The organism is Flavobacterium sp. (genome assembly GCF_047602195.1).
Taxonomy (GTDB): Bacteria; Bacteroidota; Bacteroidia; order Flavobacteriales; family Flavobacteriaceae; genus Flavobacterium.
Genome location: NZ_JASGHW010000003.1, coordinates 1 through 13972, shown reverse-complemented (window position 1 = coordinate 13972; position 13972 = coordinate 1). Strand labels below are relative to the sequence as shown.

9 protein-coding genes and 1 pseudogene are annotated in these 13972 nt (G+C 42.4%); 5 read left to right on the top strand and 5 right to left on the bottom strand.

Translation table 11 applies throughout. The features are described from left to right. Positions 1–5: 5 nt before the first annotated feature. On the bottom strand, positions 6–3125 hold the full coding sequence (locus tag QM717_RS03595; protein WP_415034940.1) for a gliding motility-associated C-terminal domain-containing protein: 3120 nt from the start codon (positions 3123–3125) through the stop codon (positions 6–8). A gap of 501 nt (positions 3126–3626) precedes the next feature. Here QM717_RS03595 and QM717_RS03590 point away from each other — a divergent pair. The 4 genes from QM717_RS03590 to QM717_RS03575 all read left to right on the top strand — a co-directional run bounded on the left by QM717_RS03590 (position 3627) and on the right by QM717_RS03575 (position 7246). Continuing rightward, positions 3627–4352, top strand: a complete 726-nt coding sequence (locus QM717_RS03590) for a hypothetical protein (RefSeq protein ID WP_415034938.1) — start codon at positions 3627–3629, stop codon at positions 4350–4352. Positions 4353–4423: 71 nt separating this feature from the next. Beyond that, positions 4424–4876, top strand: coding sequence for a DUF6932 family protein (locus QM717_RS03585; protein ID WP_415034936.1), 453 nt, complete (start codon positions 4424–4426; stop codon positions 4874–4876). Between the two features lie 11 nt (positions 4877–4887). Next, complete coding sequence (locus tag QM717_RS03580) at positions 4888–6141, top strand: helix-turn-helix domain-containing protein (protein ID WP_415034934.1); 1254 nt, start codon at positions 4888–4890, stop codon at positions 6139–6141. A 10-nt stretch (positions 6142–6151) separates the two neighbouring features. Further along, on the top strand, positions 6152–7246 hold the full coding sequence (locus QM717_RS03575) for a beta family protein (RefSeq protein WP_415034932.1): 1095 nt from the start codon (positions 6152–6154) through the stop codon (positions 7244–7246). Here the strand turns inward: QM717_RS03575 and QM717_RS03570 are convergent. The 4 genes from QM717_RS03570 to QM717_RS03555 all read right to left on the bottom strand — a co-directional run bounded on the left by QM717_RS03570 (position 7200) and on the right by QM717_RS03555 (position 13223). Continuing rightward, positions 7200–7784 carry a sce7726 family protein gene (locus QM717_RS03570; RefSeq protein WP_415034930.1) on the bottom strand — a complete coding sequence of 195 codons (585 nt, stop codon included), beginning with the start codon at positions 7782–7784 and terminating at the stop codon, positions 7200–7202. The genes QM717_RS03575 and QM717_RS03570 overlap by 47 nt on opposite strands. Positions 7785–7923: 139 nt before the next feature. Continuing rightward, entirely contained in the window at positions 7924–8298 is a 375-nt protein-coding gene (locus QM717_RS03565) for a helix-turn-helix domain-containing protein (protein WP_415034928.1), read from the bottom strand. A 184-nt stretch (positions 8299–8482) separates the two neighbouring features. Continuing rightward, entirely contained in the window at positions 8483–8986 is a 504-nt protein-coding gene (locus QM717_RS03560; RefSeq protein ID WP_415034926.1) for a hypothetical protein, read from the bottom strand. Positions 8987–9146: 160 nt separating this feature from the next. Then, complete coding sequence (locus tag QM717_RS03555) at positions 9147–13223, bottom strand: T9SS type B sorting domain-containing protein (RefSeq protein WP_415034924.1); 4077 nt, start codon at positions 13221–13223, stop codon at positions 9147–9149. A 339-nt stretch (positions 13224–13562) separates the two neighbouring features. On the opposite strand from QM717_RS03555, the pseudogene QM717_RS03550 reads away from it, so the two are divergent. Then, positions 13563–13972, top strand: a pseudogene (locus tag QM717_RS03550) (hypothetical protein); the annotation flags it as partial.

Below are 13972 nucleotides of genomic sequence, written 5' to 3'. Positions count from 1 at the left end.
CGGGATTATTGCGCCCTGTTGATGTAGATCCAGCCGGTCTTGGTCTGCAAATCGGCGAAGTCGATCGAATAGTAATAAGTGCCGTCGGGCAACTCATCGCCGTTGTCGCTTTGGCCGTACCATTCTTTTTGGTAATTGGCCTTGGAATAGACATTGGTGCCGTATCGGTTGAAGATTTTCAACTGCGTCACATTGAATGCTTCGAGATCGAAATAATCGTTCAATCCGTCATTGCTTGGCGAAATTCCCTTTTGGATCATGCCGCCACAGGTGGTCGAGAGCACATTGATGGTTTCACTCGCGCTGCATCCGCCTTGCGTAATGACCAATTCGTAAATTCCCGGGCTGGTCACCACTACAGAAGAAGCGTTCCCAATTGGTGTTCCCGCTTGATTGAACCAAGCGTACGACGCAGTCGATGCATTGGCCTGAACCGCATTCAAGGTATAATTGAATCCGTTGCAACCTTCAGAAATGGTGAAATCTGGCGCTGCATTGACCACAATCGTTAACGTCGCTGCTGAAGCGCACTGTCCGGCAGTCGGGGTGAATGTATAGGTCGTCGTTGCCGTATTGTTGAGTGCAGGCGCCCAAGTTCCGGTGATGCTTTCATTGGAAGTGGTTGGCAATGGATCCAATGTACCGCCTGCACAAATCGGCGCTACGGCCGCAAACGTTGGTACAGTCGCTGGATTGACAGTGATGGTCAAGGTTGTTGTTGTGGCGCATTGGCCTATGGCCGGTGTAAAAGTATAAGTGGTCGTAGCGGTGTTGTTCAGCGCCGGTGACCAGGTTCCCGTAATGGCATTGTTGGAGGTCGTCGGCAATGGGCTCAACGTTCCTCCGGCACAAATCGCAGCAACAGCAGTGAAAGTCGGTACAGTCGTCGCGGGATTTACTGTGATTATCAAGGTAGCCGTAGTCGCGCATTGTCCCGTGGCCGGTGTAAACGTATAGGTGGTCGTCGCGGTATTGTTGAGCGCAGGTGCCCAAGTTCCGGTGATGCCGTTGTTAGATGTGGTCGGCAGTGGGCTCAAGGTTGCTCCGGCACAGATCGGCGCCACCGCATTAAAAGTTGGTATCGTGTTGTTTGAATTAACCGTAATGGTCAGGTTAGCCGTAGAGGCGCATTGTCCGGTCGTTGGTGTAAAGATATACGTCGTTGTCGCGGTATTGCTTAACGCGGGCGCCCAAGATCCGGTAATGCCGTTGATCGATGTGGTCGGCAGCGGATTCAGGGTTCCACCCGAACAAATCGGTGCCACGGCTGCAAACGTAGGTACGGTTGAAGAATTGACGGTGATGGTCAAGGTAGCCGTCGAAGCGCATTGCCCCGCCGTAGGTGTAAACGTATAGGTGGTCGTGGCGGTATTGTTCAAAGCCGGCGCCCAGCTTCCCGAAATGCCGTTATTGGATGTCGTCGGCAATGGATTCAAGGTTCCGCCCGAACAAATCGGATTGACGGCGTTGAAGGTTGGTATGGTTCCCGGAGGCGTGACCGTTACCGTCACCGTTTTTTGGTACAGACAAGTCACCGTTTCCTTGAGCGCGATGTCGTCCAGGGCAAAATCGTTTCCGCCGCTTGAAAAATTCCGGTCGTAGATGGCGATATTGGCCGTGGTGTTTGCCCCAGAATTCCAACTGTGGGAAACCTGTGTCCACAAACAGGTTGCGCCCGGGGCCGTTACAGGAGCACCCAGTGAAACGCCATTGATGGTCACTTCCAAACGAGCCGGGTTTTCAGGAGACACCGAAGCGACATAATACGAAAACGTATAGTCGGTATTCGGGGCCACCGGCACCGCGTTTTGGCTCCAGGTGATGATGTTGCCCGTCGGGTCGGTCGAACCGTCAAAAACCATCAGGTTCCCGGCACCCGAAGTATTGTCCCCGCAAGAGGAAAAAGCGTTAAACCATCCGTTCGGGTTGGTCACAATCGCATAAGCCGCCTGGACCCCAAACGGATTCGGGTCGGCCACAAAGGTATATTCGGTAGTGAATAAAGTATCGCCTTGTTCAAAATCGCCGTTCTGGATCAGGTTGGTCGGATCAGAAACCGTCCCCGAATTCACAGTATAAGTCGTCGTAACCGAAGGACTGACGGTTTGCGAGGCATTGTTCGGATTGACAATCGAGGGATCGGGCGGACTGGCCGTCCAAGTGTAAGAACCCGTGCCACCGGTTGCATTCAATACTGTCGAATCCCCGGCACAGATGCTCACGGGCGGACTCAATTGCAAATCATTGGCTGCTTCGAGTACGATACCGGTTTGGGTGTAGGTATGTCCGCCAGAATCGGAAACCGTGACGTTGTAGGTTCCTTCGCCCAGACCGGTAAAAATGCCATTGTTGTTGGTCTGGGTGGCGCTACCGGTCAAGCTGTAAGCCGTGTAAGGCAAAGTCCCGCCGGTAAGGTTGACCGTAATCGAGCCGTCGTTTCCGCTCGGGCAAGTCGGGTTGACAAAAGTATAGGAGCCTTCGAATTCGAGCCCACCTTCGGTGATTGAAACATCATCGATTGCAAAGTCATGCCCGATGGCCTCGCCATTGTTGGTTTTCAGACGCACCATCGCGTTGTTGGCTGTGGCCACGAACGAATAGGCCACATACACCCAGCCTTCCGATGGCAGCGGCGCCAAAAAGTTCTGATTGGCCGGATTGATATTATTGGCATTGACAAAGAAAATCCCGATGTTGGCCCGCGTCGCGTCATCGACTACCTGATTCGAAACCGATTTGATCCAAAAACCAAACGTATAGGTCGTGCCAGCCGTGAATCCGCCGATGGCGCCACCGGTATTTCCCGTGGTCCAGAAGAAACGGTTGGCCAGCGTCGCCCCGTCAAAAACGAGCATGTTCCCTGTTCCCGTGGTATGGTCACCGCCCGCGATGTAGGTCGAATTCATCAAGGCCGGATTGGTCGTACGGGCATAAGAACCGGGCGTACTGGTTCCGGTAAGCGGGTTGATCAACGTGTAATCGTGCACCATGAAGCCGTTGCCGCTTCCGCCGCTTTCAAAATCACCGTTGGTGAGAATTTGGGCATTCACTTGCGTGCTTGCGATCATCAACAAAAAGAACAGAAATGGGGATTTCCTAAAAAAGTATTGTAATGCTATTTTCATAAACTATAAAATATGGAGTCTATAAAAATAGTATTTGTTTTCTTACATATTTTAAAATTATTGATATAAAAACCATACAAGCTGATTTCCAATACAGAGCGCGCAACAATTGCATTATTGTTTCACTTGTCCCTGCCCTCTTCATCCCTGCTTTTTTTGGGCAATGTTGTAGTAATGTGCAGTTGTGCAAACGTTTTCGTTGGGGTATTTTCGCGCAACCCAACAAAGCTTTTACACCTAAGAGCGGAATGTCAAGATTTCTATCCGGATTAATTTTTGTCGGAACCTGCCCAAAGAATTTGGGAATGAGACTGGAAGATGATCATGAGGAAACACGGTATGGATACGGTATGGGTGTGGTACCGATACGGTTTGGCAGGATGGTGTTTTTTGAATGGATTTTTTCGTAAATTGGGCTTGTAAAGCAGCGCGGGGTTGCTGCCAAGTAAAGATAAGGATTTCCGTTACAGATAAATATTATATGCACTTAAATTTAGAATCATGGCCAAAAATACCGGACTTATCAAGTTTACGGGAAAGCTGGGCGGGCTTTCCGGAAGAGACACTCCATTTGGGAATATAATACAGACGCCGGGTGGCTTTAAGGGCGACCGTATCAAGACAGAGGCGCGTTATGAAAAGACACGGCAACTGTATACCGAATTTGGGCGGTGTGCTACCCTATCTTCGCTTTTTAAGAGAAACCTTGACTTTTATTTGAGACTACTGCCTGATCCTTATGTGTATAACCATATACAGAAGTGGCTGACGGCGGTTAAGGAATGCGACGTTGCCTCGCCCAAGGGTGAAAAGACAGTTGGCAAAGGTTTGCTGACGGAGGAAGGCAAAGCGTTGTTCACGCAATTTTCTTTTAACCGTGTGCGGCGGTTTGGCTTTGGTGGGACTACGGGTTATGGTGTTGGCCTTGCAAACGGGACGCTAACCTTCGCTTCATTTGATACTTCGCGGTTGACATTTCCGGCAGGAGCGAATTCTTTAGGGATGCAATTGATTTTAATGCGGGTTGATTTTGAGAATGCAGAATGTGTCATGACGACGAGTGAAATGGTAGTTTTGGAGAAGGGAGATATATTTTCAGGGGATTTGACAGGTGCCATTCCTAAAGGTGATGGTGTTTTGGTGGGGATTTTGTTTTTGGGGTTTCGTCGTGGTGAAGAACTTTGGAACAGGAGCACCCATAATGTTTTAGAAATTATTGCATGTTAAAATTTTAGTTATGAGGTATTTATATAAATTATTTATTGTAATTTTACCAACACAACAAAATAATTGTGTTTATGATTCCTGACTTTATTAATGTTAAAAACGCTCTTTGGCCTTTGTTGCCCCCTGGAATATGGGATGCCACATTACAGGAAGTCCAACATCGTTTCGTGAACAATCCTAAACGCTTAGAATTATTTGAGGGTATGAAACTCGGGATAGATAATATATTCAAAGCAGGAAGTCCTCAAGTATTTCTCGACGGCAGCTATGTGACCGGTAAGTTACTTCCAAATGACTATGAAATTTGCTGGGATGCTGCCTTTGTAGACCCCCGTATTTTGGACCCGGTTTTTATGAATTTTGACAATGAACGAGAAGCTCAAAAATTAAAATACAAAGGAGAGTATTTTCCAGCATTTTGGACAGAAGCTGGAAGTGGAAAGCCCTTTTTAGACTTCTTCCAACAAGATAAAGAAAGTGGTGAGAAAAAAGGGATTATAAGAATTGAAAACTATTTACTATAAAAAGAAGAAAAATGATAACTAACGACAGACAGTATAAAATAGTAAAATCTCAAGCAGAGGATTTTCAAAATGCGCTGGAGAGTTTATCCTTTAAGCTTCCTGAAAATGTTCATCCTCAATTAATAGATGCACATCGAAACGCGATTGAATCCAAGCTACAAGATTTGTTATTAAGCCTCAAAGAATATGAGGATCTTAAAGATGGCAAAACTGTAATCTCAGAAATTAATAGTTTAGAAGAATTGCCTCTAGCACTTATAAGATCAAGAATTGCCAACAACCTTACACAATCAGAGTTAGCGGACAAACTCGACATGAAAATGCAACAAATACAGAGGTATGAGGCAGAAAAATATGAGACTGCAAGTTTAAAAACACTTATCAAGATTGCGAATCAACTTAATATTGTTGTTAATGCAGATATTCAATTAAAAACTATAGATGCACCCGAGAGTTTAGACATTAAAAATTATCCTTTTAAACAAATGTTTCAAAGGAACTGGTTTGGTACTTTTTTGGGTTCATACAATGAGGCGGCAAAGCAAGCCCCACAACTATTGGCAAGTTTGTTTTCAACTGCTGGACTTGATGAATTTAAATATTCGTTAAATAAAAAAACTGTTCGAGGAAATTTTAATCAATTCGCACTTAATGCTTGGTACGCAAGGGTTCTACAACGAGCAAGGAGTCAAAAAGTTGAGGGTATTTTTAATAAAAACACAATAGATGAATTTTGGTTAAAATCACTTGCCGAATTAAGTCTTCAAAATGACGGCCCATATAAAGCCTCAGAGTTTCTAAGAAAAAGCGGTATTAAATTTATAGTTGAACCGGTTATTGATGGTACATTGCTTGATGGTGCTGCTTTATTAGATAATGATTATGTTCCTGTTGTTGCAATGACATTACGATATGATAGATTAGACAACTTTTGGTTTGTGTTGTTTCATGAAATTGGGCATATTTTACTTCATCTAAATGAAAACTTGAATGTAATTTTTGATGATTTAGATGTTAAACTAGAAGGCATAGAAAAAGAGGCCGACCTATTTGCCCTGAATGCATTAATTCCTGACGACATTTGGCGTAAATCTTTAGTCAGATTTAATCACTCAAAAGAAACAATTATTAATCAAGCGGAAATATTAAGTATTCACCCTGCATTACTAGCTGGACGTGTGAGGAAAGAAACTGGTAAGTATTTCTTATTTAATGATTTAATTGGACAAGGAGAAGTACGAAAATATTTCGAAAATCAAGCATAAAGTAGTTAACATGAAAAGCTCATTCTATTTACCAATATTAAAATCAAAGGAAGGAGAGTTTTTAGCTCTTTCTAAGTTAGATTTTTTTACAAGAAACAATATTTGCCCTCTTTTTGATTTAACGCCAATAGAGTTTGATAATCAATCAGGCAAAAAACCAAAAACTTTAGAAGATCACTTATTTAATTTTTGCCACAGGAAATTCTCAAAAAGATGGGGGAGCACAAATTGTTTTATTGACACGCATTTATTAAACAATTCAGAAGTAAATGGAGTTAGTTGTTTGGAGTATGTTTATGGGCAATTGGGGCAAGGGACTTTAATTCCAATAGTTCCAATACCTGTTGTTAGGCTAAAGCCTTCACAATTACAATTACAATCTTTAATCAGTATTATTTCACAATATAATATTGAGGAATTAGGTCTTCGAATAAACCTTGAGGATATTTCTTCAAATATGCAAGACAAAATAGATTTAATAATGAAACAGTTATCATTCGATGTCTCAAATGTTCATTTAATTTTTGATTTATGTGATTCCGATTTTACATACGTAGAAGACTTTGCTGATGCCATAGTCTCAATACTTGCAAATTTTCCACATCTGCAAAAATGGAAATCATTCTCCATATGTGGAGGAGCATTCCCTCCGACAGGACAAGTCGAAAAAGGCGAGAATTATATTATCCGAAACGATTGGAAGCTTTACAAACATATTATCGCTAAGCTCTCGCCCGAACCTTACAATAGACCAATTAACTTTGGAGACTATGGAGTAGTTTCACCTGGTTATTTTCAATATGATCCAGTGAAAATGTCGCGTAGCGCTAACATTCGTTATACACTAAACGAAAGTTGGTTCGTCATAAAAGGATCGGCACTAAAAAATTCTTCGGATTATGAGCAGTATGTAACACAAGCAGAAAAAATTACTTCACAAGCGTTTTTTTTGGGAGAAGGTTTTTCACTGGGTGACAAACGATTAAAAGACTGTTGTGAAGGATATGATACCGCAGGAAGCCCTACCGTTTGGAATTGGGCTGGAAATTGTCATCATTTTACAAAAGTTGTTTATGATTTGTTCTCCACCCCTCTCGTAGCTTAAGATACTTTAGGACTATTTCGGACAATTCATGGATAGTGCAAGTTTCGGCTAAGACATTGTACAAATGCTGCCTCGTATGATTACTTTTAATTTTGTAGTCAAATAATTCGATTAATATATTTGACGCTTCTGATTTCCAAAGAAGCTGTGCGATTGAAAAACTATTTCTCGTTTCACTTTGTGTAGCTTCTCTTTCACAACAAAATTCTAGATTAAAATTTTCGGATTTCCTGATTGTATAAATTCCCCATGAATCAGGAACAATCTGTGATGCTTTCACAATATGTTTGTCCGCAGCAATTAAATATGACTTTTCAAAAACTTCACTATAGGCTATAACTTGGGGAGTAAGACGTGTTAAGGTATCTTTTTCACTTTTAATTTCATATCCTATTAGCTTTCCATTTAACACTGCTATATCTGCACGAATCTCACCATTTTTTATTCCTAACTCATCTACTACAATAGTATTTTTATCTTCATGTGCATATTTTAAAACACTTTTATGAAAAGCCGATCTGATCGCAGAGTCTTTCATGATTTTAAATTTGATGCAAATTAAAGTAAAAAAAAATCAATAAATTTTAAAATAAGAAATTAATCGTTTAAGTCATCTATCTCATTTAAATTAGATGTGCACTTGAACCTGTATAAAAAAAGCCTCTTATGAGGCTTTTTTATTTTCTTTTAAGTTCTTCTATAAGACGTTCATAAAGTTTTCTATTCTCCTCTACCATTTCCATCAATTTATCTAATGGATTAAACGTGCATTGATTGTTTGTTATCGGGCCTGAACTATTGTCGTTATAGGTAGAAAAATAATTAAATATATTTTCTTCACTAAAATTCCTAATCGCCTCCACACTCACTTCCAAAGCCTTCGCGATTTCAATCAATTTCTCTTCATCTACATTCTCACTGTTTTCAATAGTCGAAACGGTTTGCTGGCTCACGCCGATAGCTAAGGCAAGGGCTTCCTGTTTCATGCCGCGCAGTTCGCGCAGGCGGGAGATGTTGCGGCCGATGTGGCGGGGTTTTGCGGTTGTGTTCATTTGATTTTCTTTTTTGGTGGTTATTGAATTTGTGTGGCGTGTAACGTTTTGCGCCTTGGTGCTTTACAAATGTATGAATTTTGGGTTTGGGTTGTTACCGGAAACGGGAAAGTTTTGAACGGGGTTTGAACAATTTTTGAGGTAGCTTTTATTTTATATTGCGTTAAGTGGTGCTACATGTGGATTATTTCATGTGTTCTAAAATAGAGCGTTCGTGTTCGGTAATTTTAATATTTTTCTGACCCTGAATAAATTCAAATAAGAGTTTCATTTCCTTAAAACTCCAATCTAAATCTTCGTTGACAATGATACTAAGATTATTAATTTTCAGGTTCAATTCGCAATTAAATTTATTTAATCTTCCCGGTGTATATTTTAATTTAATTTCAATATTCTCCAGTGCTGATTCAAGCGTTTCTATTTTAGAGCGATTGTAATAATTGATAATAACTTTATCTGAGTTGAAATAAAAATCCTTGAGATAATACTTGGTTTCTAATATCTTAATTAACACTCCAATTGCGCTTATTATCGAAGTGATTGTAACAATAAAGATTTTATGATGGCTTGATCTAAAAAAGGTGAAAATAGATGTGATTGCAACAACGACGAAATATATCGTCAGATAGAATTTGATTCTGTCAAAATATGATTTTTCGGGATGAGTAATTTCTAATTTATCGTTCATATATCCTTATGGAATGGCGTATTGAGAAGTTAATTAATGTAGCCTAATTTATATTTCTTTGGTGCGTAAACCTTATCTTTTTTTTACGCAAAGGCAAATGTTTGAATTTTGGGTTTAGGTTGTTACCGGAAACGGGAAAGTTATCCTCGAAATTTGTTAATTATCTTTTCAGTGCAAAATGCCCGCGGTATTCCGTACCGTCCGCCCTTGTGACCACAAACCAATAGTCGTTCGACGGAAGCTGCTGTCCGTTATAGGAACCGTCCCAAACATCTAGATAATTCATGGTTTGGAGCAACTTACCGTACCGGTCAAAAAGCTTTACCTTCAATTCCGGTTCGTTGGCAGAAAACTTGATTGCCCAGCCATCATTGTGGCCGTCTCCATTAGGTGTGAAAAATTTAGGATACATCAGGAGGAATACGTCTTCGTTCACAATACCACAGCCATTTTTGTCCCTAACTGAAATGGTGTAAGCACCAGCGGGTAGATTTGTAAAAACATTGCTTTCCTGATAGTGAATTCCGTCTATGGTGAATTCATATTGCCCATAACCAGTGGTTAATACGGTTATGGTATTATCTGAATCGGACCAATCATGAGTTTCAACATTGGTAATTGTGGCTACATTCGACAATACGACCGTAAAATTCTTGGTAGTTGAACAAACAACAGTCCCGTGATTTTGCGTTACAGTAACCGAATAATTTCCTGCTTGCGAAATGGTAATGGCCTGTGAAGTCTCGGTCGTTGACCAACTGTAGCTGTCAAATCCTGCACCTGCATCGATTGCGATCGTGTTGCCTTGACAGATGGGCACTAAACCTGGAATGGATAAATCAGGATTTCTTACCAAGGTTAAATCCAATTTTACAACTTGATGACAGCTGTTCGATGAAGTAATCCTGACGTAGATGGTGTTTATCCCGATACTCAATGGATAATTCACAGGATTTGCAATCCATTCGGCAACATTTTGGTTATGGGCGCCAGACAATGAGGTATAGTAAGCAAATGTGCAACCGGTGGTATTTGTAATAAGGTTTGCATTATAGCCGTTCAAATCGATCATTTCTACTCCGTCGTTCAGGTTGTCGCAAATGTTTTCCGAAAAATCGTTGGCGTTGAGGGTATTGATTAATTGTACAGTTATGGCAAGGCGATTGACACTTTCGCAACCATTCAACGTTTGGGTCGCATAATAAGTAGTGCCACCTGTCAATAAAGTACTATTGGGCAAAACCGTTGTGCCAGTTGCAGTCGCATACCAAAGCAGGTTACTTCCTGTGATTGCTAGGCTACCCAATGTTGCTCCTTCTGTTGAGCAAAATACCTGCAAAGCATTGACCGTTGTTGGCGTAGCAGTACTGTAAACATTGATTGCAATGGGAATCCTAAGACTTTCGCAGCCGCTGATGGTTTGGGAAGCATAATAAGCCGTCCCGTTGATCAGGACGGTATTGGCAGCCAATAAGTTTCCACCAGTTAAAGCATCATACCATCTGATGTTTTGTCCATTGATGACCAAAGATGCAAGGGTTGCATTTTGCTGGATGCAGAAATTTTGCGGTGAGGCTGCCACAGGCAAGGCTACTGCATTGATTACGACGGTTTGGTTTTGCGTCTCTATATTTCCGTTGCCATCATTATAACTCCAGTGAATGGTGTGGTTTCCCGGCAGAAAACCAGTCAGTGCATCAGATGTTGTGGCTGTGATGACACCCATGCAATTGTCAGTCGCCGTGGGTGCCGAAATGACTGTGTTGCAATCGCCTGTTATGATGGGCAATGGTGAAACGTCGGGTACAGGCTTTATGTTGTCGCCCACCACAACGTTTAACAAATTAACACCATCGCAGGAACCGGTGCCGGTGACTACACAAGAGTATTGTCCCGAGTTTACGGCAGCGGCATTGGGAATCGTTGGGTTTTGGAGACTGGAAGTGAATCCATTCGGCCCTGTCCAGGCGTAGCCAGTTCCTCCTGTGGCAGAAAGCTGGATTGTACTTCCGACGCATGTTGGCGTATTTGCCGTCAAGGATACCGATGATTGGCAGTCGAAAAATTTGTCCAAGAATGGATCGGGTTGGGCTATTGGAAATTGTTGAAATGCACCGAGGGTGCCGTGGCCGTTAGTCCCTTCGGCGAGGCCATTGACGTAAATTCCGCCAACATGGTCGAGTGCTATGTCAGTGCCGGAGTCTACATTGTTTCCACCAAAATAGGTCCCCCACACCCTTTGCCCGTTTTTATCGATTTTTGCAATGAAGCAATCTGTTCCAGGTCCATTCTTATTCTCTGCGTAACTTCCGGGCGTTGCAATATGGTCATTGCTTGACGTTGTTCCAAGCAAAAAAATGTCGTTATTGCTGTTGATATCGATCTTGTAGCCCGTCCCATATGATTCAAAGCTTGTACCTCCATAATAAGTACCCCATAAGAGAATACCGTTTTGATTGAATTTGGCGAGGTAGGCATCTGTTGAGCCTTCGTATGTTGTTTGATGTGCACCTGTAGTGGCTATAAATGCTGTGCTTGTCGTTTCACCGGATATATAGATATTGTCTTCCAAGTCTACCCTTACACTGTAGTTAAATTCATCTGAATATCCCCCATAATAAGTCCCCCATATACGTTGGCCGTTCGTATCAAACTTTGCAAGAAAAGAATCGCTTTCAATTCCTGGACCCGGTGCATCATTTACATTGAGCTGATGTGTCCCTGCGGTGGCAACAAAAGGATTGTCCTTGCTTGAGCCGCAAATAAAAACATTGGCATTACTGTCGGTGTCAATATCGGTAAAATAACCCAACCCATAGTAGGTACCCCATATGCGATTTCCAGCAGGTGTAAATTTGGCTACAAACCCTTCACCCCAAATATTGTAAGCCACGGGTGTTATGCGCATTTCCTTATAGGCTCCGGGAGTGGCGATTTCATTTGTGCTGTAGGTTGTGCCACAAATGAGTATGTTGTCGTTTACATCAATCGTGACGGAACTTGGCTGCTCTGATGCGTCACCGCCGAAATAAGTACCCCACATCCTTACTCCGTCCAAATTAAATTTAACGATAAAACAATCCCTTCGCGATATCGCGGGACCAGTTCCCGAATTGTAGCTGGTGTCGTGGGCTCCCGGTGTGGCAATGTTGCTTGCGCTTTGCGTCCAACCCAACACAACCAAGTCACTATCTTTAGCATAGACACTGCTCACCACATCATAATCATTGCCACCGTAATAAGTACCCCATTGCCGCGCTCCATTGGCGTCAAACTTTGTAACAAAACCATCGTAAATGCCTGCCACTGTTGCTTGAACGGCACCAGCCGTTGCAATGTTGCTCGGCTTTGCCGTGTCTCCTCCAAGATACACATTGTTGGACATGTCTGTACAAATGTGATAAGCGTGCCCCGTAAGTCCATTAATACCATTGCTATTAACGTGAAAATAGGTCCCCCATAATTTTATGGGTGTGGGATCGATGATGATCGTTTTATTCCTTAAGTCTTCTGCACTTTGGAATCCGTACACATTGTTTTTTATTTTTTTATACCGTACAGAAACTTCCTTCATGTCGGTGCCCGTTTCAACCCAACTTAGCGGCAACGTTTCATCCATTTGGCCAAATCGTACGTTGATCCTGATTTTATTGTCGATTAATGTGGTTTCGCCTCCTTTAAAACGCAAACTGATGTTATTGATATCGCCGCCGGGCTTTACAATGAAATTATATTCGACAGGCTTTGCAGGATCTTCGGGAATGAAAAACTGCACATCGATGTTGTCGTAGAGGTTTTTATAGGTAACTTTTTTAAAATTGTGAACGTTTAAAATTCCTTGCGGCGCGTGTGCCACATTGTAGAAATTGTCATAATCTTTTGATTTCCCTTCCGGAATTAATTGCACCACCGGATTGGCATTCTCGAATTCGACATCAATCCTGTGATACAATATTTCCGCCCCATCCAAATCCTCAATTGGTTGTTGTAGATTAAACTTTTGATGTGATGCCCCTTTGGTAATCTTGGCTTCATAAATGTCATAGGAGAACCCGCTTTTCCTTAGTTGGACATTTAAGCCGTTTGTATTGAGCAGGTACTTAACATTATTGTTTGGCTTTCCATTTTGATCGACTACCTGCCCTTTGTTTTCCATAAAACCAATGGAAAGATGGCCCGTTTGCGAAAAAAGCGGAAGTATGGTGAAATAAAAAAACAGAATGAATTTGCTTTTCATAACGTATAAAATGGAAATAAGATTTGGTTTGAAAAGATATGGGGCCGTATCCTATGCAGGTACAAGGATACAAATAATTTTTAAATAACAATCTGCTTTTTTACTCCCAAAAATATATTTTAAAGTATTTGTATAGAACTATTTAATTCTTATTTTTATAGAAATTTTTAGATTTTCGGCCAATTACCATTTTTGGACTTTTTTTACCCAGTTACTTTGTCGAGGTAGAGGGTACATTATTTTCGAACTGCTTATCAGCATATTACGATTTTACACGCCATGTAATTTATTTCCTTTCGCTGCCCCACAGCAAAACAAACAAACATTAAATTACTCTTTATGGCGACCCCTATTTCCTTGCCGCGGCGTGTATTTGCCGTGGGCACCCTCTGTATTATTTCGGCTTTCGGGTATTCCCAGGACGTGCTCTGGGAAAAATCGTATGGCGGCAGGCATGCCGAGTATCTCATGGATGCCGTGCCGACGGCGGACTATGGTTTCATTTTGGCGGGAAGCTCGCTTTCGGCCAAGACGGGCAACAAGACGAGCCTGAACGAGGGCGACCTCGACTATTGGGTGTGGAAGATGGACGAGAAGGGCGATCCCGAGTGGCAGCGCAGCTTCGGCGGGCCGGGCACCGACTTCCTGCAGGCCATCAGGCTGACCGTGGACGGCGGGTTCCTGCTTGCGGGCAATTCCGACTCTCCCAAGGGCAAGCAGAAGACGGGCGAGCCGAAAGGCGGGAACGA